Raw genomic sequence first — 23456 nt, 5'->3', positions numbered from 1 at the left:
CCACGCACTCCCCTTACACCCACGCACTCCCCGGACCGCTCGTGACGTGCGTCCCGCGCGCCGCGGGCGCACCTCCCGGCGGGCGGAAAACGCGTGGACCGGGCAGGGGCCTTCGCGGGACACTCCCATTCCTGGCCTGCACGTACTCGCGCGAGGGCGTCGCCGCGAGCTGTGCGAGGGCGCTCACGCGAACGACGTTCTCCGCCGAATCACGCGCAGGACCACCGCCGTACGACGACGGGATCGGGATGGGATCAGCTGACGCACGCGCGGGTTCGCCGCGCAGGGGCTCCGTGCTCCTCGCACTTCGCTACTACGGACGACAACTGGCCCGGTTACGGCGGCTGACGGCACCCGCCATGCTGCTGCCGGCCCTCGGAAACATCGGCCTCAACTACATCGCGCCGCTCATCGTGGCCAAGCTCGTCGCCCGCATCGCCGGCGACGACGGCGTCGGCCTCGGCGCGACACTGCCGTACGTCATCGGCTTCGCCGGCGTCATGCTGCTGGCGGAGGGCCTCTGGCGCATCGGCCTGCACTGTCTGAACCGCCTCGACGCCCTCGGCGTCGAGCACCTGTACGTCCTGGGCATGGACGAGCTGTTCGCCAAGGACGCCGCCTTCTTCCACGACAACTTCGCCGGATCGCTGACCAAGCGGGTGCTGAGCTTCGCCTCCCGCTTCGAGGACTTCATCGACACCCTGACCTTCAACGTCGTGGGCAGCCTCGTGCCGCTGATCTTCGGGTCGGTGGTGCTGTGGCGCTACGAACCGCTGCTGGTCGTCGGACTGCTGGCGATGATCGCGCTGACGGCCCTGCTGGTGATACCGCTCATCCGGCGCCGTCAGGCCCTCGTCGACCAGCGCGAGGAGGCGATCGCGCGGGTCTCGGGCCATGTCGCCGACAGCCTGATGAACATGGACACGGTCCGGGCGTTCGCCGCCGAGGAACGCGAGGCCGCCGAACACCGCTCGCGGGTCGCGCACTCACGGCGCCTGATGCTGCGGTCGTGGGACTACGGCAACCTCCGCATCGACACCCTGGTCGCGCCGATGTCGGTGCTGACCAACGTCCTCGGGCTGCTGCTCGCGGTCACGCTCGCCGGCGGCGAGCACGGGGTGGAGGCGATCGTCGTCGCCTTCACCTACTACACCAACGCCACCAAGATCATGTTCGACTTCAACCAGATCTACCGGCGTCTGGAGAGCTCGATGACGGAGGCCGCGCAGTTCACCGAGCTGCTGCTGGTGCCGCCGACCGTGCTCGACCCGACGGCCCCGGAGCCGCTGCGCAAGGGCCCCGCCGATGTCCGCTTCGAGCGGGTGACCTTCGCCCACGGGGGAGGGGAGCCGCTCTTCGACGGCCTCGACCTGGCCGTGCCCAGCGGCACGAAGATCGGCCTCGTCGGCCGGTCCGGCGGCGGCAAGACCACGCTGACGCGGCTGCTGCTGCGGATGACGGACATCGACGGCGGCCGGATCCTCATCGGCGGCCAGGACATCAGCAGGATGCGCCAGGCCGACCTGCGCGGCCTCATCGCGTACGTGCCGCAGGACCCGGCCATGTTCCACCGCACCCTGCGCGACAACATCGCCTTCGCCCGGCCGGACGCCACCGACGCGGAGATCCGCCGGGCTGCCGAGGCGGCGCACGTCACGGAGTTCGCCGACGCGCTGCCGCACGGCTTCGACACCATGGTGGGCGAGCGCGGCATCAAGCTGTCCGGCGGGCAGCGCCAACGCGTCGCCCTGGCCCGGGCGATCCTGCGGGACGCGCCGATCCTGCTGCTCGACGAGGCGACCAGCGCACTGGACTCCGAGAGCGAGATCCTCGTGCAGGAAGCGCTGTGGCGGCTGATGGAGGGGCGGACGGCCCTGGTGGTGGCGCACCGGCTGAGCACGGTCGCGGGCATGGACCGGCTCGTCGTCCTCGACCGCGGCCGGATCCTCGAACAGGGCACGCACCAGGAACTGCTCGCGGCCGAGGGCGCCTACGCGAAGCTGTGGTCGCACCAGTCGGGCGGCTTCCTCGACGACAACGCGCCCGCCGACTCTGCGCTGACGGACGGCCGGGTCACCGGCAGTGTCGCCGGCGCCGACCTGCGCTGACCCCCGCACCCCGTGGGCCGAACCGCCCACGGGGTGCCGGGCGCGCAGGATCTGCGGGGCTGCGGCCGCTATCGGGAGGCGCGGCGGCGGCGGGCCACCACGACGGCGCCCGCGCCGACGGCGACGGCCGCGGCGGCCGCGCCCGCGACGGGCAGGACGGCGCCGGAACCGGTGCTCGCCAGGTCGCCGCCGGAGCCGGACTGCGCTGAGGTGCCGTTCGTGGACGAGCCGCCCCCGGTGGCGGAACCGCCGCCCGTGGAGGTGGAACCGCCGGTGGACGAGCCGCCCGTACCGCCGCCGGACGTCGTCGAGCCGGTACCGCCCGTGGAACCGGAACCGCCCGTCGAGCCACCGGCGACGTCGAGCGTGATGTCGGCCTTGTCGTTCGCCTTGTGGTCGTCGAACGGCCGGGGAGCCCCGCCGAGGGACACCGAGCCCTTGGCGCCGGGCACCGCCTTGTCGATGCGCAGCTTGAAGGTGTAGGTCTCGCCCTCGCCCTCGTTCTCCCAGGCCTGGCTGGTGCCGCACTCGTAGCTTCCGGTGGCCACCTTGTCGCAGAAGTCATGGGCCTTGGTGACGGTCGTACCGGCCGGCATCCTGATCTTCACCTTGGTGACCGGGATGTCCCCGTCCCGCAGTACCCAGGCCGGACCGGCGTTGGTGAACCTCACCGTCAGACCGACCGTGTCGCCCACCCGGCCCTTGAGATCGGCGCCGGTGACCTGGAAGTCGGCGGTGTTCTCGGCCGTGACCGCGACATCGACCGCGTCCCAGTCGGGGTGGGCGCTGTGACCGGGCTGCGCCGGCTTGTCGTCGGGCCGCTCGACCAGCTTGACGGCGGGGCCGGTGCCGCGGACGGGCTCGGCGGCGCCGTCGGTGGGGGCGGGGTCGTCGGTGGCGACGACCACCCGCAGCCGGTCGTAGAGGGCACGGTCGAGGGCCTTGAGCGTCAGCGACTTCTCCGGCGCGTAGACGACACCCGGCTTCACCGTCTGGTCGAACTCGCAGACCGCCTCGGACTTGCTGGGTGCCTCGTCGAACGAAGCCACCTCGTAGCGCAGGCAGTTGGAGGGCAGCTCCGTGTGGCTCAGGCCGCGGGTGACGGAGTACGACAGATAGACCTTGCCGACCGAGGCGCTGCCGGTGTCGGTGAACGAGGCCGGCACGTCGAAGCTTGCGCCCGGCTTCACACCGCTGACCGGGGCGATGGGGCTCAGAGTCAGTACGGCCCCGGAGTCGTCGACGGCCGTGGCCGGCGTGACGCCCAGGGCTGTCAGGGCGACGGCGCCGAGGGTGCCGGCGGCCAGTCGGAGCGGGCGGAGGCCGGGGGAGCTCTGCAGCATGGGGGGTCCTCGGGGTGAAGCATCGGCGGCGGGCGAACGAACTTTGTGGGAACGCGAGTTCCGCAACAACAGACCCCCTCCGCACACGAATGGTTGCACCGGGAAACCGTATGGAATACTAGGTAGACCGACCTACCTAATCCCTTGGTTGGAGGGACCCATGGACGACCCGGCCACCCCGGCAGCACGCCCCGGGAAGCGGCCCGGCAGCGCGCGTGGCCGGCTGCTCGCCGCCGCCGCCCGCCGCTTCTACGCGGACGGGGTCTCGGCGACCGGGATCGACACCATCACCGCCGAGGCCGGCGTGGCCAAGATGAGCCTCTACAACAACTTCTCCTCCAAGGCCGACCTGGTGCTGGCCTACCTCGACGAGCGGCACGAGGAGTGGCTCGGCCTGTACCGGCAACGGCTGGCGGAGGCCCGCGACCCGCGCGGCGGCGTCCTGGCCGTCTTCGACGCGTACGCCGATCACGCCGCCTTCGCCTACGAACGCGGCTTCCGCGGGTGCGGGCTGCTGAACGCGGCCGCCGAACTGCCCGCCGGGCACGAGGGGCGGGACCTGGTGCGCCGGCACAAGGAGGAGGTCGAGGCCCTGCTCGCCGGACACCTGGGGGAACTGCTGCCCGACCGCCCCGAGGAGGCCCGCGCCCTCGCGGAGCAGCTGTCCTTCCTGCTGGAGGGCGCCATGGCGCGCGCCGGCCTGGAGGGCGCGGCCACCCGGGTGGTGCGTGCGCGGGCCATGGCGGCCGACCTGCTGGACCGGCTGTGACGCGGCCGGCCGTGCACGCGCCCGGCCCGGCCGGCATGGGCGCGGTGTGCGTGCTCATGGCGTCGGTCCTATGGGGAACCACCGGCACCGCCGCGACCTTCGCCCCGGGCGTGGGACCGCTCGCCATCGGGGCCGCGGCCATGGGACTGGGCGGCCTGCTCCAGGCCCTCCTGGCCGCCCCGCGCATCGCCGGGGAAGCGGCCCGCCTGCGCGCGCACCGCGGTGTGGTCGTGACCGGCGCGCTGTCGGTGGGCGCCTACCCGCTGGCCTTCTACAGCTCCATGCACCTGGCCGGCGTCGCCGCAGGCACGGTCGTCTCCATCGGCTCGGCCCCGCTCGCCTCGGCGTTCATCGAGCGGGTGAGGGACGGCCGACGCCTCACCCGCCGCTGGACGGCCGGAGCCGGCCTGGGCCTGTCCGGCACCGTGCTGCTCTGCCTGGCCGAAACGGGCCGGTCGGAATCCGGTACGGCGGGCCACTCCGCCCGGGCGACCGTACTCGGCGTGGCACTCGGCCTGGTCGCCGGCTTCACCTACGCCCTGTACTCCTGGGCCGCGCACCGCCTGATCAGCCGCGGCATTCCCTCGGGCGCCGCCATGGGCACGGTCTTCGGCCTGGGCGGCCTGTTGCTCCTGCCCGTGCTGCTCGCCACCGGCGCCCCGCTGCTGGCGTCCTGGTCCAACGCGGCCGTCGGCGCCTACATGGCCCTGATCCCGATGTTCCTCGGCTACCTGCTGTTCGGCTGGGGCCTGGCACATGTCCCTGCGAGCACCGCAACCACCCTCTCGCTGCTGGAACCCGCCGTCGCCGCCGTGCTGGCCGTACTGGTCGTCGGTGAACGCCTGCCTCTGCTCGGCTGGGCCGGCGTCGCCCTGGTCGTCGGCTGCCTCGCCGTCCTCACCACACCGTCCCGCCGCCCCGCACCACGGCTTCGTGCCACCACCACACCCACGACGGAACCGGAACAGGCCTGCCCGGGCTGACCCCGGGCCACCGCCACGGCCCGGACCGGACCCCTCCGGTAAGAGCTCGGCATGAGGGAGGTATGACGGTGGGCGGTCGCCGGGCGTGGTGCCTTCGGGCCGGTCACCGGCGGCGTAAAGTGCCTCGGCGAGTCCGGTCGCCGCCAGGCCGGCGTGCCGTGGAGAGAGGGGCGTCATGGGGAGTCTGCCGGAGCTGACCCCGGGACGCCTGTTCACCTCGTGGCAGTCGGACGTGCCCGCGCTGCTGCTCGTCGCCCTCCTCGGCGGCCTCTACTGCTGGGGCGTCCTGCGGCTGCGGCGCCGGGGCGAGCCGTGGCCCGTGGCCCGCGGCGCCGCCTTCGGGCTGCTCGGCCTGGGGGCCCTGGTCGTGGCCACCATGTCGGCCCTCGCCGTCTACGACCGGGTGCTGTTCTGGCCGGCCGCGGTGCAGAACATCCTCCTCGACCTGATCGCACCGCTCGGCCTGGCGCTGGGCGACCCGCTGCGGCTCGCCCTGCGCGCCCTGCCCGAGCCCGCCGCCGGACGCGTACGGCGGGCCATGACCGGGCGTTCGGTACGGGTGCTCACCTTCCCGCTGGTCAGTACGGTCCTGGTACTGGCCACCGAGCTGACCGTGTACTTCACGCCGTACTTCGAGACCGCGCTGCGCGTGGGCTGGCTGCACCAGGTGATGTATCTGCATCTGCTGCTCGCCGGCTGCCTGTTCGTCGTACCGGTACTCACCCGCGAGGAGGCGCTGCCGCGCTGGTGCACCCACCCCGTGCGGGCGGCGCTGGTGTTCCTCGACGGCATCGTCGACGCCGTACCGGGCATCGTGGTCATGACCCACGGCACCCTGATCGCCGGTGCCTGGTATCTGCACCATGCCCCGGCCTGGTCGCCGGACGTCCAGCACGACCAGCAGGTCGGCGGCGGTGCGATGATCAGCATCGCCGAGCTGGTGGCGCTGCCCTTCCTGCTCGCGATCCTGGTCCAGTGGGCCCGCACCGAACGCGCGGAGACGGTCGCGCTGGACCGCCGCCTGGCGACGGAACTGGTCCCGGCCGGCCCGGTGCAGGGATCGGCGCAGGAGTCCGATCTCGTGCGTCCGTGGTGGGAGACGGAGAACAGCGCCGTCGCCCAGCGCATCCGGCAGCAGCGACCGGGTTCCTGACCTCGCCCCGCCTCAGCGCGGCTCGCCCCGGTACGTGCCGAAGTACCAGCGGTTGCCCTCGGGATCGCGGGCGGCGAAGTCGCGGGAGCCGTAGTCCGTGACATGCAGGTCGGTGATGATGTCGGCGCCGGCGGCCTTGGCACGGGCGTGCACGGCGTCCGGGTCGGCGGTGACGACGTAGGCGCTGAAGTGCCCGGGCGGCGTCGGGCCGTCGCCCGCGTCCTTGCCCTCGCGCACGGAGCCCAGCATCACGCCGCCGCCCTCGGGCCAGCTGACCTGCGCGTGCTGCACCAGTTCGCCGTCGCCGTACACCACCGTCTCCTCGAAGCCGAACGCGTCGACGAGGAACCTGATCAGGGCACGGGCGTCACGGGCGCGCAGGGTGGGCCAGACCTGCGGGGCGGGCGATCGCTCGGCGGGGCCGGGAGTGCTGGTCATGGGATGCGCCTCTTTCTCGGGGCCGGTGGGTGGACTCCCTCAGCGTCACGCGGGCGGATGGTGCCCGGCTTGGATGTTTCGGAACTCCTGCGCCAGCCAGGCGCTGGGCGTGCAGGAGGCCAGCGCGGCGAACTCCCGGTCCAGGTGGGACTGGTCCGCGTAGCCGCAGTCGGCGGCCAGACCCGCCAGATCGGGCGGGCCCGGCCGGGCGGCCAGGCGGCGCCGGGCCAGGTCGAAGCGGACGACCCGGGCGGCGGCCTTGGGCGTGAGGCCGATCTCGGTGCGGAAGAGCGTGCGCAGATGGCGGTCGCTGAAGCCGGTCCGGGCGGCGAGTTCGTCGACGCGCAGCCGGCCGCCGGCGCCCAGCAGCCGCTGCCACGCCTCCGCGACCGCGGCGCCGGCCCGGACGTCCCGGCCGCGGGCGAGCCGACCGAGCAGCCAGCCGTCGACGACCCGGAAGCGGGCCGGCCAGTCGGGAGCCTCGCGCAACCGCTCGTGGACCTCGCGCACGTCCGCGCCCAGCACGTCGTCCGCGTGGGCGTCGATCCCGGCCAGCGCCCCGGCGGGCAGCCCCAGCAGGACGCGGGCGCCGAGCGGGCTGATCGCCACCTGGATGCCGGACTGCCGGCCGGGGATGTCGATCAGCGCGGGCGTGACGTGCAGGCCGCCCAGCAGGGTGGGGTAGTCGCCGGGGGAGGCGGCCGGGTCGGGGTGGGCGGCCATGCTGAGCGGTTCGTCGAGGGTGAGGATCAGCGTCAGCCACGGCGACGGCAGACCGCGGTGCCGGGCGGCGGGAAGACCGCGCTGCCGATAGCCGGAGTACCAGCCGACCAGCCCGCGCAACGGCGGCGCGGGAGCCGCCCGCACCGCCTCGTCCACGACCTCGGCAGCCATACGGCCATCCTCCCGCGCCCGCCCGGCTCCGGCAGCCCGTATGTCACTCCCGCCAGTCCAGCTGATGCGCGGGGGTGCCCACGGACCGCCCGTACGCCACCACCTCGGCCCGCCCCGCCGAATCCCCACGCCGGTACCGGAACACCTTCCCGGCGAACACGACCACCCGCTCCTCACCGGCCGCGAAGTCGGCGTACCAGCCGTTCTCCGGCTCCAGCGCGTCGGCGAGGGCCTGGGCGAGCCCGGCGACGTCGTCCTCCTCCGCCTCCCACTCGACGAACGTCCAGTAGGAGGGCTGCCCGGCCGCCACACTCTCCGAGACGTCGAGCCGGCCGACCTTGCGCAGCCGCAGCCCGCGCGGCGCGAACTCGGCTCCGGGGCGCAGGCTTTCACCGATGACGTAACCGTGGATCACGAGGTGTCTCCCTGAGGACGAGGGCCTTGCGGAAGACCGTACCCGCTCCCGGCCGACGCCCCGTCGCCGTGCGGCTCGCCCGGGACCCGGTCCGGACATGGGTCGGAGGCACATCTCCCTCCCCCGAAGGTGATGTGCCTCCGACCTTCCCCCGGCGCCGGACTGTGGGTCCAGCCGACCGCGTGGGCGGTCCGTGCCGTCACCAGCACATGACCGCTGTCTCCCCCGAACCCCACGCGGAGTACTGCCGCACTCGGACGAAGTAGCGGCGGCCCCTGACGAGCCGCGCCCGGACGGTCGCGTTGTGCGGCGTGCCACCGTCGTCGTGGCCGGCGAGGTAGCGGGGTTCCCCGTCCCGCTCCTCGAAGACCACCACCGTGCTGTCGCTCGCCCCGAAGGTGCCCACCGTGTACTCGCGGGTCTGCGGCGGCTCGATCGTGAAGTCGGCCTGTTCCCCCGGGCCGAGACCGAGCGGCGCCGACCGGAAGGGCACCAGCGCCGGCGGCCGCCCACGCTCGGCGGGCGGATACCAGCGCAGGACGAACTCCTTGTCGGCCACGGAGAGCGTGCCCGGCGGGGTGAGACCCCCGCGGAACTGCTCGGGCTCCAGGATCAGCCCGCCCGGGAACGGGTACTCCATGATCGAATGCGGGTCCCAGACGGTGCCGTTGACCTCGTCCGGGTCGAGCTTGCGCAGGATGTTGCGGAACGTCGTGTCCCGGCCCCAGTAGTTCGGCGGACCGGCCAGGTCGGCGTAGACGGCCTCGTCGTCCCAGGTGATCCCGGCATACGGGCTCTGGTGCTCGTGCAGCATGCCCAGCGCGTGCCCGATCTGGTGCAGGGCCGTCCCGCGCTCCCCGGGCGCGGTCAGGTCCCAGCCGAAGTTCATCGTGCGTCCGTTCTGCCCGGCCCGCAGCGCGTCCCGGCCCACCGCCGACCAGGACCCGTCGCCCGGCTGGAAACCGATCCGCAGCTCGGCCTCCGAGCGGTCGCCGACCTCGACGAACGACAGGCCGATGCCCAGGTCCCGCCACTCCCGGAAGCAGTCGCGCACCACGTCACGCTGCTCCCGGCCGCCACCCCACGACACCCGCCGCATCGAGCCGGTTCCGGGCACGGCGATGACCGAGGCGTCGGTGTCGCCGTCGAAGAACCAGTAGTGCAGAACCGTGCCGTTGACCCAGATCCGGTTGCCCGCGACCAGCGCACCGCGCCGCTCGGCGGTCAGCCCCGGCGCCGGTGCGGGGGCCGACTGCTGCGCGAGGCTGCAGTACCGTCCGGTCATGCGCACAGCCTGCCGCGAGCGGGGTCACAGGCGCCTGAGTCGGGGGCTACTCAAGTCGCCCTGTATCAGGAGTGAGTACTCGCACTCCCACTCACGTGACGACTTTCGAACGGGACGCGAAAACCCTTGAACTGCCCTGGCAGTTCACCGGCCGTGAGGACGAACTGGAGCTGATCCGCCGGTCCCTCACGGCGGGTCATCACGGCATCGTGGTCACCGGGCCGGCCGGCTGCGGCAAGACCCGGCTGGTGACCGAGGCCGTGCGCGGCGGCGACCGCGCCCGCGCGGCCGGGACACCCGAGACCCGGCACATCCCGTTCGCCGCGTTCGCGCACCTGCTGCCCGAGTCGGTCTCCCTGCACCGCGCCGTCCAACTGCTCTCCGGAGTACGCCTGTTGCTGGTCGACGACGCCCATCTGCTCGACGACGCCTCGGCCGCCCTCGTCCACCAGCTGGCCGTGCACGGCCGCACGCGCCTCATCGTCGCCGCGGTGGACGGCGCCCCGCACCCCGCTGCGGTCGCCCGGCTGTGGACCGGCGAACTTCTGCCGCGCCTGGCCCTGGAGCCGCTGCCCCGCGAGGACCTGGAACAGCTCCTCGTGGCCGGCGTCGGCGGCGCCGTGGAGCCGCTCACCCTGTGCCGGCTGCTCCACCTCGCCCAGGGCGATCTGCGACTCCTGCGCGACCTGGTGGACGCGGTGCGCGAGTGGGCGCCGCACACGCGCGTGAAGGACACCGACGCCTGGACATGGCGCGGCCCGGTCCCGGTGACGGCGGCGATCCGCGAACGCACCGCCGGGGCCCTGGCCCGCCCCTGCCACGAAGAGCGCGCGACACTCGAACGGCTCGCCTTCTCCGAGCCCTTGCCGCTGCCCATGGACGACCTCGACCTGAGGGCCCTGGAAGCCCTGGAGGCCGACGGTTTGGTCACGGTCGACGACCCCGGCGGCGCCCGCCTCGCCCACCCCCTGCACGGCCCGGTGCTGCGGGCCGCGGCCGGCCGGCTGCGGGCGAGGCGGCTGGCCCGCACCCCCGACCAGTGCGGACCGGCGCTCGCCGCCGAGACGGCCGCGCTGACCGCGCGGATCGAACAGACCGACGTACGCGTGCTGCCGGCCCCGGTGGGGGAGTGGCTGGCGCACGAGGGCGCGCACGTACCGGCCGCACACGCGGCCGTGCGCGCCCGGTTCTCGCGGCTTCGGGGGGAGCTGCGGGAGGCGGCGGCCTGGGCGAGGGAGGGACTGCGGAACGCGCCGGGGGACGCGTCCTGCCGTACCGAACTCGCCCTGGCCGCCGCGCAGTCGGGGGACGCGGTCACCGCCCAGGAGGCCGTGGGGGGCCGGCCGGAGCTCCAGGAGCCGGCCGCGTGGCTGGCGGCGGCCCGCGGGGACGTGGAAGGGGCGGCACTGGAGGCCTTCGACGGGCGGGACGCGTACGCGCTTTACGACGCCGTACGCCTCGGCGCCCCCGACAAGGTCGCCGGACGCCTCCCGCAGGGCGGTGTGTTCGCGCGGCACGCCGACGCGCTCGCCCGGGGTGACGGGCCGGAGCTGGTCCGGGTGGCCGAGGCGCTGGAGGAGCGCGGCTTCCAGCTGTTCGCGGCCGAGGCGCACGCACAGGCCGTACGGGCGCACCGCGACCCGAGCGCCGCCCGCGTCGCACGCACGCGTGCCGCCGCCCTCGCCCGCCGCTGCCAGGGCGCCCGCACCCCGGCCCTGTCCGGCCTGGTCCTCGGTGAACTGACCGCCCGCCAGCGGCAGATCGTCACCCTCGCCGCCGCCGGCCTGAGCAACCGGCAGATCGCCGAACAGCTCACGCTGTCCATCCGCACCGTGGGTAACCACCTCTACAGCGCCTACGCCCGCCTCGGCGCGAACGACCGGGCGGCGCTGGTGTGGCTCGTGGACCCGCCGGACGCCCGATCGGCCTGAGCCACTTCATGGACCGGCGGTCTGACCCCCAGTATTCGGGGGAGGGGTCAGGCCGCCACCCCATGCCCGCATCTCGCCCGCCCTCGCCGATGTCACAGGCGCACGCGCCGTCTCGTCGTAGGAAGGTGCAGACGACGTCGTCCCGAGGAGAGGCAGGCATGACCAGGACCGAGGAGTTCCAGGAGCTGCGACCGCTGCTGTTCTCGATCGCCTACCGCATCCTGGGGAGCGTGAGCGAGGCCGAGGACGCCGTCCAGGAGGCCTGGCTGCGCTTCGAGGGCGCGCCGACCGAACCCCGGTCGACCAAGGCCTATCTGTCGGCCACGGTCACCCGGATCTCCATCGACGTGCTGCGCTCGGCCCGCGTCCGGCGGGAGCACTACGTCGGCCCGTGGTTCCCGGAGCCGCTGCTCACCGACCCCTACGAGGACCCGGCGCGCGCGGCGGAGCTGGCCGACTCCGTGTCGATGGCCGCCTTGCTGCTGCTGGAGCGGCTCAGTCCGCTGGAGCGGGCGGTGTTCGTCCTGCACGAGGTGTTCGACTTCGGCTACCCCGAGATCGCGTCGGCGGTGGGCCGCTCGGAGGCCGCCTGCCGCCAGCTCGTGGTGCGGGCCCGGCGCCACATGGCCGCCGGCCGGCCCCGCTTCGACGCCGACCGCGAGGAGCGTCAGGAGCTGGCGTCGCGGTTCTTCGACGCTCTGCGCGAGGGCGACGTCGCCGGCCTGCGCGACCTGCTCGCCGCCGACGTGTCGATGGTCGGCGACGGCGGCGGCAAGGCCCCGCAGCTGGCCCGCGCGGTCATGGGCGCCGACAACGTCGCCCGGCTGCTCGCCTCCGTCCTGCCCCGCATGGCCCGTATCGACGTGTCGTTCGAGCCGCACGAGCTCAACGGCCAGCCGGGCGCGGTCTTCCGCGACCGGGACGGCAAGGTGCTGCACACCCTGGCCCTCGACGTCCTCGACGGCCAGATCCAGGCCATCCGCCTGGTGATCAACCCGGACAAGCTCGCCCACCTGGGCCCGGTGGCGGACGCCTGGGCGATCTCCCGCGAGTTCAAGCGGGCGCCTAGGGGGTAAGGGCGCGCGGGCGGGGCTCGTGGCGCCGGTGGCGGAGGTCTGGGGGCCGCGTGTTCGGGCGCGCCGAGGGGGTGAGGGCGTGTGGGCGGGCCTTTGGCGCCGGGTGGGGCGGCCCTGGGGGCCGTGGGTTCAGGCGCGGGCTGAGGGGGGGCCCGGGCGGGGCCTTTGGCGCTCCGGTGGCGGAGGTCTGGGGGCCGCGTGTTCGGGGCGCGCCGAGGGGGTGAGGGCGTGTGGGCGGGCCTTTGGCGCCGGGTGGGGCGCCCCTGGGGGCCGTGGGTTCAGGCGCGCGCTGAGGGGGCGCGCGGGCGGGGCCTTTGGCGCCGGTGGCGGAGGCCTGGGGGCCGCGTGTTCGGGGCGCGCCGAGGGGGTGAGGGCGTGTGGGCGGGTCCTTCGGCGCAGGGGGGCGCCCCTGGGGTCGTGGTTTCAGGCGCGCGCCGAGGGGGTGACGTGCGCGTGGCGGGTGTCCGGTGCTGGTGGCGGACGCTCAGGACGTTCGCGCGGGCGTGCGCCGACGGATCCGGAGGACCCGCTCCACGCACGGCCGGTGGGCGTCGAGGGGGCGGCGTGCGTCGGCTCGGCTCTCAGGCCGCGCCGAACGCCGTGAACGCCCAGCCCGTCGCCTGGTGCAGGGCGTCGTCCGGCAGCGCGGCCCGCGCGTCGCGCAGCGCCTCCGCCAGGGACAGGCCCGCGCTGAGCCCCTTGTGCAGCGCCAGCATCAGCGGCACCACCGCGTGGTCGTTGACGGGCGCGCTGCTCGCCACCACCCCCGCCGTGCCCAGCGGCAGCAGCGCGGTGACCAGACCCAGCAGCTCGTCCGCGCCGACCGAGGCGAAACGGGCGGTGTCGCAGCTGGAGAGGATGATCCGGTACGGGCTGCGGTCCAGGCGCTCGAAGTCGTGCACGATCAGCGGGCCGTCCGCCATCCGCAGCGAGGAGAACAGGGGACTGTCGGCGCGGAAGGTGCCGTGCGCGGCGATGTGGGCGAGCGTGGCCCCGTCGAGCTCCTCCAGCACCCGCGGCACGCGCGCGTGGTCGTGCTCCAGGAGCACCGGCCTGCCGTACCGGCCGACGAGTTCGGGCACCTCCGCACCACCGGTTGCCAGGCCCGGGCCGCGCACCAGCACATGGCGGCCACCCGGCGGCGGCTCGGTCTCACGTGCCCGCAGCCAGCTGCCGGCCGACGGCGACACACTCAGCACCCGGTCGCGCAGCGAGGGCAGCAGCGCCCACGGCACACGGTGCAGCCGCCCCGGCGGTACGACGACCACGGGCCCGGAGCCCAGGTGCGCGGCGGCCGGCCCCAGCAGCAGTTCCTGAAGGCGGCGGCCCATCTCCTCCACCAGCGGAAGGCGGGCCTCCGCCCCGGGGTGGGCCAGGCGCCGCAGCCCGGCCTGCACATGCTCGGCCTCCACCTCGGCGTCGGCCAGCAGTCCCGCCTCGAACCTGCGCACCCGCCCGTCCCCGCACAGCAGCACCTGCACCCGACCGTCCAGCACGGCCAGCTCCACCAGCCGCGTCCGGCCCAGCCCGGCCAGCAGCCGGGCGGGGTCGAAGCGGCGCTCGTCGCCGGGCGCGTCGCCGCGCATGTGCAGGGTGCGGGAGCGGATCTCCCGCTCCAGGCGCCGCTGCTCCCGCTCCAGGGCGGGGATGGGGCGGCCGTCGCTGCGGGCCTCCTCCGCGCGGGCCGCGATCTCCCGGAAGGCGGTCAGGCTGCCGAGCAACGCCGGATCGGCCGGGGGCCGGGTGGGCGGCGTGGACAGCACGGTCGCCCGCCAGCGTTCGCTCCACGTCAGCAGCCGCCGCGGCGCGCCCGAGTCGAGGCTGACCCGCTGGGCGAGCGCGGCGAGTTCGGCGCCCTGCGCGGTGGCCCGGGCCCGCAGCTCCGAGGCGCCCAGGGTCGTGCGGTGGTCGTCGAGCACGTCGAGACCGCGCCGGCACGCCTCCAGCACGCCCCGGCCCGAACCGGCGGCCCGGGCCCGCAGTGCCTGCGCCGCCCAGCCCGTCATCCGGGCCAGCGGCGGCCCGCTGTGCCGGCTGCGGGCCGCGACGGCCAGATGCCGCTCCGCGTCCGCCCGCCAGCCCAGCCCCAACGCGATCCGGCCCGCCAGCAGCGAGGCCTCCGGCGCGGCCGGCGCGCCGAAGGCGGCGAGCCGGTCGGCGACCGCGGCCGCCTCCGCGACCAGCCGCCCCGAGCCGCGCCCGGCGGCCAGCCGCGCCTCGATGAGCACCAGCTTGGCGTGCGTCTCCCACCAGGTGCGCCGCTGCCCGGCGAACAGCCGTACCGCCAGCGCGGCGCGGGCGATCGCGGTGCGCGCGTCCCCCGCCAGCCGGGCCGCCCGCGCCGCGACCAGCAGCAGCTCCGCCTTCCGCGTCGACTGGCCGCCGATCCGGTCCAGCGTCCCGATCGCCGCGTCCGCCTCGGCCAGCGCCTCCGGCACCAGGCCCGCGGCCATCAGCACCTCGCAGCGCCGGATGTAGAGCATGAACGACGGCGTGCCGAGCTTGAGGTACCGCTCCTCGGCCTCGTCCAGCAGCCGCAGCGCGGCCGGCACGTCCCCCTGCCGGAACGCGGCCAGCCCACGGCTCTCGACGACGTCGGCCTTGTCGTGGTCCTGCCCGGTGGTGTCCCACAGCGCCTCCGCCGACGCGAAGTCGGCGTCCGCCCGCTCCACCGCGCCGAGCGCCAGATGCACGGTCGCCCGCAGGGTCAGCGCCCGAGCCGTCCAGATGACGTCGTCGACCTGCCGCAGCACCGGGATCGCCCGCCGCACGTCCTCCAGTGCCTCACGGTGCCGGCCGAGCACCCAGGAGGCGTACGCCCGCCGGAACAGTACGCGCGCGCGGGTGTGCCCGCTGCTGACGGCGACACCCCGCTCCAGCGCCTCCAGGCCCTGCCGGGTGCGCCCCGCGTGGATCAGGGCCACGCCCAGCGCGGCCAGCACGTCCGCCTCACGGTCCGGGTCCTGGGCACGCGCGGCCAGATCGCGAGCCTGGCGCAGATGGCGCAGCGCGATCCTGAGGTCGCCCCAGTCCCGCTGCCAGATGCCGATCGCCTGGTGCGCCACGGAGGCGCTCCACGGTGACGGATCGGACTCCAGCACGTCCTGCGCCCGCGCCAGCGCCTCGTTCGGGGCGGCGAACACCATCGGCAGCAGTTCGAGCACCGAGTCGCTTCCCGCTGTCACTCTGAGGATGCTAACGGCCCTGGTGGCGCGATACACCCGTTTGGCGCTGTATCAGGTGACGTCTCCGTGACTCTGAACTGACGACAGCTGCCTCGAGGGGGAGGACACGCCATGGCACCACAGCGATTCCACGAGCAGTTCGACCAGATCCAGCGCTCCATGCCGGACGTACCGCTGGCCCTGGGACCCGACGACTCCGCGGAGTTCGTCTACGAGAAAGGCGTGGTCCTGGCCCGTGACGGCGAGGAGGCCCGGCTCGTCGAGGACACCGTGCGCGCGCACTTCACCGAGGCGACCGGCCTGAGCGGCGACCAGGTGCGCCGGGGGAGCCCGGAGACCAACCGCTCGGGCATCACCCGCATCCAGGTCGGCGACCCCGGCCACGGCGACAGGCGCGGCGACCGGGCCGTCGCCCACGCGCTGCGCGCCCTGCGCGGGCACGAGTCCCGCGCCGGACGCCGGCTGGTCAGCCGCAACCACGTGGTGTCCCTCGCCGTCAACTCCTGTCCCGGCGACGAACCCGTGCCCGCCCCGCTCACCCAGGGCACCAACCCGGCCCCCGCCGAGGGCGGCCACGACCCCGACACGGCCGTCGACGTCCTCGTCGTCGACAACGGCCTCACCCACGATCACGCCCTCGTGCCGCTGCTCGCCCACGTCCAGGGCGACCTGCACGGCACCGAGACCGACGCCCAGGGGAACCTGCTGCAGTACGTCGGGCACGGCACGTTCATCGCCGGGCTCGTCGCGGCCGTCGCCCCCAACACGAACATCACCGTCCGCAACACCCTCAACGACGCGGGCGCCGTCCTGGAGGACGAGTTCGGCCAACGGCTCTTCGACGCGGTCGACCACAACGGCTGGCCGGCCATCCTCAGCCTCTCCGCGGGCACCTCCAACGGCCGTGACGACGGCCTGCTCGGCGTCGCCGCCTTCATGGAGGAGCTGCGCGAGCAGAACACCCTGCTGGTCGCGGCGGCCGGCAACAACTCCAGCGCCAGCCCGTTCTGGCCCGCGGCCTACGCCGGGCTGCCCGAGTACGCGCACGCGGTGCTGTCGGTCGGCGCGCTGCGCACCGACGGCGAGTACGGCGCCTGCTTCTCCAACTACGGCCCCTGGGTGAAGGCCTACGCCCCCGGGGAACGCCTCACCAGCACGCTGACCGGCTTCGACGCGCCGGTGCCGTACCTCTACCAGCACAGCACCTACGACGCCTGCAGGTACAACTTCACCTACGCGTGCACCTGCCAGTCGCCGCGCCACACCGGCGTGTTGAGCGAGGCGGGCACACCCACCTCGGGCAAGGCCGATCAGGTGATGTTCGAGGGCTACGCGCACTGGAGCGGCACCTCCTTCGCCACCCCGGTGGCGGCCGGGATGATCGCCGCCTTCATGACGGCCGACAAGGAGGGCGACGCGCGTGCCGCCCGCAAGCAGCTGCTCGCCGGGGACACGGCGTACGCGGAGGTGCGCGGGGCGCACGTGCCGGCGCTGCTCCCGGCAGGCTGGCGTCCGTCGCCGGTCACGCAGCTGGTGCCTCCGGCATGAGGTGCGGAACGGTCCCGTCCACGGCGTACGATGACAGGCCGTACACGAGGAGTGGGACCGTGGACCGAGCACATGTCGGCGCGCTGGTCCAGACCGCCGTCGACGGCGACGCGGCGGCCTGGAAGGCGCTCGTGGAGGGGCTGAGCCCACTGGTGTGGTCGGTCGTGCGCTCGCACCGGCTCTCCGACGCCGACGCGCACGAGGTCTACCAGACGGTGTGGTTCCGCTTCGCCCAGCACCTGGGGCGCATCCGCGAACCCGACAAGGCCGGCTCGTGGCTGGCGAGCACCGCACGGCACGAGTGCCTGAAGGTGCTCAAGAGCCTGAAGCGGCTGACTCCGACGGACGATCCGCAGCTGCTGGACCGGATCAGCGAGGACCGTACGCCGGAGCAGTCCTTCCTCGACCTGGAGGAGGCCGCCGCCGAGTCGGAGCGGATCCGGCACCTGTGGCAGGAGTTCGAGGAACTGGGCGAGCGGTGCAGGCAGTTGCTGCGCGTCCTGATGGCCACGCCGCCGCCCAGCTACCAGGAGGTGTCCGTGGCCCTCGGGATCGCCGTGGGCAGCATCGGACCGCTGCGCCAGCGCTGTCTTCGGCGCCTGCGGGCGCGGCTCGAGGCACGGGGAGCGGTGTGAGGGCATGGACGACGACGTGAACGACATGCACGGCATGGACGACATGGACGGCGAAGCGCCCCTCGACGGCGAGGACTTCGACCTCGGCCTGCTGGAGGAGGAGCTCCGCCGGGCCGCGGCCGTCCTCGACCCCGTACCGGCCGAGCTGCAGCAGATGGCCGTGGAGGCGTTCGCCCTGCACGACCTCGAGGCCCGGCTCGCCGAGCTGACCTTCGACTCGGTGGTCGACGCCATCCCGATCCGGGGAGCCGCCGACCCGCCGCGGATGCTGACGTTCCACGCGGGCGGCGTGACCGTCGACGTGGAACTGACCGCGCACGGGCTGATGGGACAGGTGCTGCCCCCGCAGTCGGCCCGGATCGAGGTGCTCACCGGCCCGCACCCGGGCGCCCCGCTGACGACCGACGACATGGGACGCTTCACCCACGACCGGCCCCCCACCGGTCCGTTCGCCCTGCGGCTGCGGACCGGCGAGGGAGTGCTCGTCACGGACTGGCTGACGGTGTGAGAAGGGGCTCCCCCGGCCGGCCCGAGGTCAGCCGGTGGAGCCGGTGACGGCGTCGACGAGATCGGCCAGCGCCGCCGCCAGCCGGCCGAGCCCCGGTCCGGCGGGGCCGCCCGGTTCGGTCATGTAGGTGTCCCGCCGGATCTCCACCATCAGCGCGCCGACCCGCGCGTCCACGCCGTAGAACCGCAGCGGCACGTACGTCCCGGCGAACGGGCTGTCCAGCCCGGTCTCCCCGCAGGACGCGAACGCCTCCCGTGCCGCCCGCAGCAGGGCGGGTGGCGTGTGGAAGGAGTCGGTGCCCAGACAGACCGGCGGACGGGGGCCCTCGCCGTGCAGCTCGTACGGCAGGGCCGCGGTCGGGTAGGAGTGCACGTCGACGATCACGGCACGCCCCGTCGCGGCGAGCCGGTCGGCCACCGCGTCCGTCATGGCCCGCGCGTACGGCCGGAAGTACCGGTCGATCAGCGGCCCGGGGTCGGTGTCCGCGGGCCGCAGCGCCTCCCGGTGCGTCGTCCGCGTGTACACCGCGCCCATTCCGACGGCGAGCATCTCCTCCCGCTCGTCGGGGAACCGCTCGGGGTCGACGACCAGCCGCGACACCCGGTTGACGAACCGCCACGGGGTGACGCCCGCCGACCGCGCCGCCGCCTCGGCGAGCTCGGCCGTGTGCGCGTCGGTGATGTGGTCCAGCTCCCGCTCCAGCGCCGCGTCGTCCAGCACGATGCCCGCACGCGCCCCGGCGGGGATCCTCCGTGCCGAGTGCGGCACATGGAGGATCACGGGGGAGCCGGGCGCGCCGGGCAGGAGCTCGAAGGGCGGCTCGTCGGCGTGCGGCATGGGCTGCTCCCTGCGGTTCGGTGTCACGGACGAGGAGCTATCGTCGCCCGCCGAACTCCCATTCGTGCACCTCGACATCGGCGTACCGGTCCACGGTGAGGACGGCACGGGCGGTCTCCGGGTCGGGGGCCCGCACCAGGGCCGCCGTCCCCAGCCAGGCCTGACCGTCGTCGGACAGCAGCGGCCCGTACGCCACCAACTCGTCCCTGTCGGACGGCGGTTCGAGGTCGACGGCCTCTCCCGCCCCGAGGCCGATCACCAGGTACCGGTTGCCCCCGCTGCGCCCGCCGGGGAACTCCCACATGGTGCGTCCCAGCAGGTTCCGCCACCGGCGCAGCAGTACGTCCCGGTACACGCCGGCCTGCTGGTTGGGCTCGTCGAAGGCGAACGCCCGGGCGGCGGGCGCGTCCGGCAGATCCACGATGTGCACACTGCCGGTCGGCGTGTCGCCGCCCGCCGCGAACGTCGGACCGCGGGCGATCAGCTCGGCCGCGTAACGGTCCATGTAGGACCAGTGCGCCTCCAGCAACTCGTCACGCAGGCCCGCCGAGCCGGGCCGGTCACGGTGATAACAGAAGAACTCCATGACGGCAGAGTCTGCCAGGGCCGCAAGCCGCCGCCGCACGAGTCCAGGGCCACTGTCAGACCCCTCGCCTACTCTCGGCCCCATGACCGTCCACGAGCTGTCGCGCACCGAGGCCCGGCGCATCGCCGTACGTGCTCAACTCCTGGATGCCGTACGGCCCGTGGGGTTGCTCGATGTCGTGCGTGGGCTGACCCTGCTGCAGATCGATCCGACCGCCGCGATCGCGCCCAACGCCGAGCTCGTGGCGTGGAGCCGGCTCGGCTCGGCCCACCCGGCCGACGAGGTCGGGGAAGCGCTGGAGCAGCGGACGTTGCTGGAGCTGCAGGCGACGATCCGGCCCGCCGAGGACCTCGCGCTGTACCGCGCCGAGATGGCCGAGTGGCCCGAGCGGGGCACGCCGTCGTCCTGGCGGGAGCACCACCGCGCCTGGGTGGCGGCCAACGACGCGTGCCGGCGCGACCTCCTCGACCGGCTGCGGGCCGAGGGACCGCTGCCCTCCCGCGCCCTGCCGGACACCTGCGCCAAGCCCTGGAGATCCAGCGGCTGGACGAACAACCGGAACGTCACCAAGCTGCTGGAGCTGATGGTCCAGCGCGGCGAGGTCGCCGTCGCGGGCCGCCGTGGCGGGGACCGGCTGTGGGACCTGGCCGAGCGCGTCTACCCCGACACCCCGCCCGTCCCGGTCGAGGAGGCCCTGCGCATCCGCGACGAGCGACGGCTGCGCGCCCTCGGTATCGCCCGCGCCCGAGGCCCGGAGTGCCAGGTGGAGCCGGCGGACGTCGGCGCGGCGGGGGAGGAGGCCGTCGTCGAGGGCGTCGGGGGCAGATGGCGGGTGGACCCGGCCCGGTTGGGAGAGCCCTTCGAGGGCCGGGCGGCGCTGCTGTCCCCCTTCGACCGGCTGGTGCACGACCGCAAGCGGACCGTGGAGCTGTTCGAGTACGAGTACCAGCTGGAGATGTACAAGCCGGCCGCCAAGCGTCGCTGGGGGTACTTCGCGCTGCCGATCCTGTACGGCGACCGGCTGGTCGGGAAGCTCGACGCCGGCGCGGACCGCCGGGCGGGCGTGCTGAGCGTGCACGCCGTGCACGAGGACGTCCCGTTCACCGCGGCGATGCGGGCCGAGATCGGGCAGGAGATCGAGGACCTGGCCCGCTGGCTGGGCCTGGACCTCGCCCTGCCCGGCTGAGGCCGAAAACTTGAAACGCCTGAGGCCGAAATTCCTGTTGGAGCACCCCCGATCGGAGCACCCCCGAGGCCGCAGACGCCGACGTCCGGCAGGCGGGGTGCCTGCCGGGACGCCGGCTCAGCGGATGACGGGCCCGGGCGTCAGCTCAGGGACGCCAGCGCCTCGTTCCAGGTGGTCGACGGGCGCATGACCGCCGCGGCCTTGGCCGGGTCGGGCTGGTAGTAGCCGCCGATGTCGGCCGGCTTGCCCTGGACGGCGTTCAGCTCCTCGACGATCTTCTGCTCGTTCGCGGCGAGCGTCTCGGCGAGCGGGGCGAAGGCCTTGGCCAGGTCCGCGTCGTCGGTCTGCCGGGCCAGCTCCTGCGCCCAGTACAGGGACAGGTAGAAGTGGCTGCCGCGGTTGTCGATGCCGCCGACGCGACGGGTCGGGGACTTGTCCTCGTTGAGGAAGGTCGCCGTGGCCCGGTCGAGGGTGTCGGCGAGCACCTTGGCCTTCGGGTTGTCCGTGGCGCTCGCGAACTGCTCCAGCGACGGCACCAGCGCGAAGAACTCGCCCAGCGAGTCCCAACGCAGGTAGTTCTCCTTGACCAGCTGCTGGACGTGCTTCGGCGCGGAGCCGCCGGCACCCGTCTCGAACAGGCCGCCGCCCGCCATCAGCGGGACGACCGACAGCATCTTGGCGCTGGTGCCCAGCTCCAGGATCGGGAACAGGTCGGTCAGGTAGTCGCGCAGCACGTTGCCGGTGACCGAGATGGTGTCCTCGCCGCGGCGGATGCGCTCCACCGACAGCTTGGTCGCCTCGACCGGGTTGAGGATCCGGATGTCCAGGCCCTCGGTGTCGTGCTCCGCCAGGTACGCGTTCACCTTGGCGATCAGGTTGGCGTCGTGCGCGCGGGTCTCGTCCAGCCAGAACACCGCCGGGTTGCCGGTGGCGCGGGCGCGGGTGACGGCCAGCTTCACCCAGTCCTTGATGGGGGCGTCCTTGGTCTGGCAGGCGCGGAAGATGTCGCCGGCGGAGACCGTCTGCTCGATGACCACGTTGCCGGCCTGGTCGACGAGGCGGACCGTGCCGGTGGTGGGGATCTCGAAGGTCTTGTCGTGGGAGCCGTACTCCTCGGCCTTCTGCGCCATGAGGCCGACGTTCGGCACCGAGCCCATGGTCGACGGGTCGTAGGCGCCGTTGGCCCGGCAGTCCTCGATCACGGCCTGGTAGACGCCCGCGTACGAGGAGTCCGGCAGGACGGCGAGGGTGTCGGCCTCCTGGCCGTCGGGGCCCCACATGTGGCCGGAGGTGCGGATCATGGCCGGCATCGAGGCGTCGACGATGACGTCGGACGGCACGTGCAGGTTGGTGATGCCCTTGTCGGAGTCGACCATCGCCAGCTCCGGGCCCTCGGCGAGCTCGGCGTCGAAGGAGGCCTTGATCTCGGCGCCCTCGGGCAGGGCCTCCAGGCCCTTGTAGATGCCGCCCAGACCGTCGTTCGGGGTCAGGCCGGCCGCGGCGAGCGTCTCGCCGTACTTCGCGAACGTCTTCGGGAAGAACGCGCGTACCACGTGACCGAAGATGATCGGGTCGGAGACCTTCATCATCGTGGCCTTCAGGTGCACGGAGAACAGCACGCCCTGCGCCTTGGCCTCGGCGACCTGCGCGGTCAGGAACTCGCGCAGCGCGGCGACCCGCATCACGGAGGCGTCGACGACCTCGCCCGCGAGGACCGGGACGGACTCGCGCAGCACGGTCGTGGAGCCGTCGTCGCCGACCAGCTCGATCCGCAGCGCGCCGGCCTCGGAGATGACGACGGACTTCTCGGTGGAGCGGAAGTCGTTCTGGCCCATGGTCGCCACGTTCGTCTTGGACTCGGCGGTCCAGGCGCCCATGCGGTGCGGGTGGGTCTTGGCGTAGTTCTTGACCGAGGCGGGGGCGCGGCGGTCGGAGTTGCCCTCACGCAGGACCGGGTTCACGGCCGAGCCCTTGATCTTGTCGTAGCGGGCCTGGATCTCCCGCTCCTCGTCGGTCTTGGGGTCGTCCGGGTAGTTCGGCAGCGCGTAGCCCTGCGCCTGCAGCTCGGCGACGGCGGCCTTGAGCTGCGGGATCGACGCCGAGATGTTCGGCAGCTTGATGATGTTGGCCGCGGGCGTCTTGGCCAGCTCGCCCAGCTCGTGCAGGGCGTCCGGGATGCGCTGGTCCTCGCTCAGGTACTCCGGGAACACCGCGATGATGCGGCCCGCCAGGGAGATGTCCCGCGTCTCCACGGAGACACCCGCCTGCGAGGCGTACGCCTGGACCACCGGCAGGAAGGAATACGTCGCCAGGGCCGGGGCCTCGTCAGTGTGCGTATAGATGATGGTCGAGTCAGTCACCGGGTGCTCCGCTCCACGTCTGCAACATTGCTCGACATCAAGATATCTCGTGAGCGAGGCGGACTCGACAGGGGTCCGCCCCGAGTCCGCTTCGACGGAGTTCGAAACGCCGCGCGGGGATGCAACCAAACACCCCACCCCATGGTCCTGGATGTAGATCGTCCTAACTGATCGTCGACGGCCGGAGCTGACCACCCGGCCGCCCGAGCGAAAGCT

19 protein-coding genes are annotated in these 23456 nt (G+C 73.7%); 10 read left to right on the top strand and 9 right to left on the bottom strand.

What is annotated here, in order from left to right; translation table 11 throughout:
* The first annotated feature begins 248 nt into the window (after positions 1–248).
* The gene (locus ACIGDI_RS15385; protein ID WP_399895965.1) at positions 249–2108 is read left to right on the top strand and encodes an ABC transporter ATP-binding protein; all 1860 of its coding nucleotides are present in this window, start codon (positions 249–251) and stop codon (positions 2106–2108) included.
* A gap of 68 nt (positions 2109–2176) precedes the next feature.
* Here ACIGDI_RS15385 and ACIGDI_RS15380 read toward each other — a convergent pair whose 3' ends face one another.
* Positions 2177–3451: a hypothetical protein gene (locus tag ACIGDI_RS15380; protein ID WP_399895962.1), complete on the bottom strand. Its 1275-nt coding sequence runs from the start codon at positions 3449–3451 to the stop codon at positions 2177–2179.
* A gap of 160 nt (positions 3452–3611) precedes the next feature.
* On the opposite strand from ACIGDI_RS15380, the gene ACIGDI_RS15375 reads away from it, so the two are divergent.
* The 3 genes from ACIGDI_RS15375 (at position 3612) to ACIGDI_RS15365 (ending at position 6356) form a co-directional block, all read left to right on the top strand.
* On the top strand, positions 3612–4220 hold the full coding sequence (locus tag ACIGDI_RS15375; protein ID WP_399895959.1) for a TetR/AcrR family transcriptional regulator: 609 nt from the start codon (positions 3612–3614) through the stop codon (positions 4218–4220).
* On the top strand, positions 4217–5203 hold the full coding sequence (locus tag ACIGDI_RS15370; protein ID WP_399895956.1) for a DMT family transporter: 987 nt from the start codon (positions 4217–4219) through the stop codon (positions 5201–5203). Before ACIGDI_RS15375 ends, ACIGDI_RS15370 begins: the two co-directional genes overlap by 4 nt.
* Positions 5204–5378: 175 nt before the next feature.
* Positions 5379–6356, top strand: a complete 978-nt coding sequence (locus ACIGDI_RS15365; RefSeq protein ID WP_399895953.1) for a cytochrome c oxidase assembly protein — start codon at positions 5379–5381, stop codon at positions 6354–6356.
* 12 nt (positions 6357–6368) lie between these two features.
* Here the strand turns inward: ACIGDI_RS15365 and ACIGDI_RS15360 are convergent, their stop codons facing one another.
* The 4 genes from ACIGDI_RS15360 to ACIGDI_RS15345 all read right to left on the bottom strand — a co-directional run bounded on the left by ACIGDI_RS15360 (position 6369) and on the right by ACIGDI_RS15345 (position 9388).
* The gene (locus ACIGDI_RS15360; protein WP_399895950.1) at positions 6369–6794 is read right to left on the bottom strand and encodes a VOC family protein; all 426 of its coding nucleotides are present in this window, start codon (positions 6792–6794) and stop codon (positions 6369–6371) included.
* Between the two features lie 45 nt (positions 6795–6839).
* Positions 6840–7688: a helix-turn-helix domain-containing protein gene (locus ACIGDI_RS15355; protein WP_399895947.1), complete on the bottom strand. Its 849-nt coding sequence runs from the start codon at positions 7686–7688 to the stop codon at positions 6840–6842.
* A 43-nt stretch (positions 7689–7731) separates the two neighbouring features.
* Positions 7732–8103 carry a hypothetical protein gene (locus ACIGDI_RS15350; protein ID WP_399895944.1) on the bottom strand — a complete coding sequence of 124 codons (372 nt, stop codon included), beginning with the start codon at positions 8101–8103 and terminating at the stop codon, positions 7732–7734.
* 199 nt (positions 8104–8302) lie between these two features.
* Positions 8303–9388, bottom strand: a complete 1086-nt coding sequence (locus tag ACIGDI_RS15345) for a M12 family metallopeptidase (protein WP_399895941.1) — start codon at positions 9386–9388, stop codon at positions 8303–8305.
* Between the two features lie 95 nt (positions 9389–9483).
* Between ACIGDI_RS15345 and ACIGDI_RS15340 the strand changes: the two genes are divergently transcribed.
* Positions 9484–11319, top strand: coding sequence for a LuxR C-terminal-related transcriptional regulator (locus ACIGDI_RS15340; RefSeq protein ID WP_399895938.1), 1836 nt, complete (start codon positions 9484–9486; stop codon positions 11317–11319).
* A gap of 158 nt (positions 11320–11477) precedes the next feature.
* Positions 11478–12395, top strand: a complete 918-nt coding sequence (locus ACIGDI_RS15335; RefSeq protein WP_399895935.1) for an RNA polymerase sigma-70 factor — start codon at positions 11478–11480, stop codon at positions 12393–12395.
* Positions 12396–12976: 581 nt separating this feature from the next.
* Here ACIGDI_RS15335 and ACIGDI_RS15330 read toward each other — a convergent pair.
* Entirely contained in the window at positions 12977–15541 is a 2565-nt protein-coding gene (locus ACIGDI_RS15330; RefSeq protein ID WP_399897621.1) for a CHAT domain-containing protein, read from the bottom strand.
* A 150-nt stretch (positions 15542–15691) separates the two neighbouring features.
* Between ACIGDI_RS15330 and ACIGDI_RS15325 the strand changes: the two genes are divergently transcribed.
* The 3 genes from ACIGDI_RS15325 to ACIGDI_RS15315 are packed head-to-tail and all read left to right on the top strand — an operon-like array spanning position 15692 to position 18271.
* Positions 15692–17128 carry a S8 family peptidase gene (locus tag ACIGDI_RS15325; protein WP_399895932.1) on the top strand — a complete coding sequence of 479 codons (1437 nt, stop codon included), beginning with the start codon at positions 15692–15694 and terminating at the stop codon, positions 17126–17128.
* Positions 17129–17187: 59 nt separating this feature from the next.
* On the top strand, positions 17188–17763 hold the full coding sequence (locus ACIGDI_RS15320) for an RNA polymerase sigma factor (protein WP_200701308.1): 576 nt from the start codon (positions 17188–17190) through the stop codon (positions 17761–17763).
* 4 nt (positions 17764–17767) lie between these two features.
* Positions 17768–18271, top strand: a complete 504-nt coding sequence (locus ACIGDI_RS15315) for a hypothetical protein (protein ID WP_399895929.1) — start codon at positions 17768–17770, stop codon at positions 18269–18271.
* 27 nt (positions 18272–18298) lie between these two features.
* On the opposite strand, the gene ACIGDI_RS15310 is transcribed toward ACIGDI_RS15315, so the two are convergent.
* The gene (locus tag ACIGDI_RS15310) at positions 18299–19108 is read right to left on the bottom strand and encodes an N-formylglutamate amidohydrolase (protein ID WP_399895926.1); all 810 of its coding nucleotides are present in this window, start codon (positions 19106–19108) and stop codon (positions 18299–18301) included.
* Positions 19109–19145: 37 nt separating this feature from the next.
* Positions 19146–19694 carry a YciI family protein gene (locus ACIGDI_RS15305; protein ID WP_399895923.1) on the bottom strand — a complete coding sequence of 183 codons (549 nt, stop codon included), beginning with the start codon at positions 19692–19694 and terminating at the stop codon, positions 19146–19148.
* A gap of 82 nt (positions 19695–19776) precedes the next feature.
* Between ACIGDI_RS15305 and ACIGDI_RS15300 the strand changes: the two genes are divergently transcribed.
* A complete protein-coding gene (locus tag ACIGDI_RS15300) occupies positions 19777–20880 on the top strand; it encodes a DNA glycosylase AlkZ-like family protein (RefSeq protein WP_399895920.1) in 1104 nt (367 codons plus the stop codon).
* 140 nt (positions 20881–21020) lie between these two features.
* Here ACIGDI_RS15300 and ACIGDI_RS15295 read toward each other — a convergent pair whose 3' ends face one another.
* Positions 21021–23240, bottom strand: coding sequence for an NADP-dependent isocitrate dehydrogenase (locus ACIGDI_RS15295; protein ID WP_399895918.1), 2220 nt, complete (start codon positions 23238–23240; stop codon positions 21021–21023).
* Between the last annotated feature and the right edge of the window lie 216 nt (positions 23241–23456).

Origin of the sequence: Streptomyces sp. NPDC085900 (assembly GCF_044540925.1) — a bacterium.
Lineage (GTDB): Bacteria > Actinomycetota > Actinomycetes > Streptomycetales > Streptomycetaceae > Streptomyces > Streptomyces gilvifuscus.
The sequence above is the reverse complement of the archived record's forward strand: the minus strand, read 5'-3'. Positions and strand labels throughout refer to the sequence as shown.

Excerpts from the sequence above, each read along its gene's own strand:
- ACIGDI_RS15385 (WP_399895965.1), top strand. The coding sequence starts at position 249 with ATGGGATCAGCTGACGCACGCGCGGGTTCGCCGCGCAGGGGCTCCGTG.
- ACIGDI_RS15380 (WP_399895962.1), bottom strand. The coding sequence starts at position 3,451 with ATGCTGCAGAGCTCCCCCGGCCTCCGCCCGCTCCGACTGGCCGCCGGC.
- ACIGDI_RS15375 (WP_399895959.1), top strand. The coding sequence starts at position 3,612 with ATGGACGACCCGGCCACCCCGGCAGCACGCCCCGGGAAGCGGCCCGGC.
- ACIGDI_RS15365 (WP_399895953.1), top strand. The coding sequence starts at position 5,379 with ATGGGGAGTCTGCCGGAGCTGACCCCGGGACGCCTGTTCACCTCGTGG.
- ACIGDI_RS15360 (WP_399895950.1), bottom strand. The coding sequence starts at position 6,794 with ATGACCAGCACTCCCGGCCCCGCCGAGCGATCGCCCGCCCCGCAGGTC.
- ACIGDI_RS15355 (WP_399895947.1), bottom strand. The coding sequence starts at position 7,688 with ATGGCTGCCGAGGTCGTGGACGAGGCGGTGCGGGCGGCTCCCGCGCCG.
- ACIGDI_RS15345 (WP_399895941.1), bottom strand. The coding sequence starts at position 9,388 with ATGACCGGACGGTACTGCAGCCTCGCGCAGCAGTCGGCCCCCGCACCG.
- ACIGDI_RS15335 (WP_399895935.1), top strand. The coding sequence starts at position 11,478 with ATGACCAGGACCGAGGAGTTCCAGGAGCTGCGACCGCTGCTGTTCTCG.
- ACIGDI_RS15330 (WP_399897621.1), bottom strand. The coding sequence starts at position 15,541 with ATGGTGTTCGCCGCCCCGAACGAGGCGCTGGCGCGGGCGCAGGACGTG.
- ACIGDI_RS15325 (WP_399895932.1), top strand. The coding sequence starts at position 15,692 with ATGGCACCACAGCGATTCCACGAGCAGTTCGACCAGATCCAGCGCTCC.
- ACIGDI_RS15315 (WP_399895929.1), top strand. The coding sequence starts at position 17,768 with ATGGACGACGACGTGAACGACATGCACGGCATGGACGACATGGACGGC.
- ACIGDI_RS15310 (WP_399895926.1), bottom strand. The coding sequence starts at position 19,108 with ATGCCGCACGCCGACGAGCCGCCCTTCGAGCTCCTGCCCGGCGCGCCC.
- ACIGDI_RS15305 (WP_399895923.1), bottom strand. The coding sequence starts at position 19,694 with ATGGAGTTCTTCTGTTATCACCGTGACCGGCCCGGCTCGGCGGGCCTG.
- ACIGDI_RS15300 (WP_399895920.1), top strand. The coding sequence starts at position 19,777 with ATGACCGTCCACGAGCTGTCGCGCACCGAGGCCCGGCGCATCGCCGTA.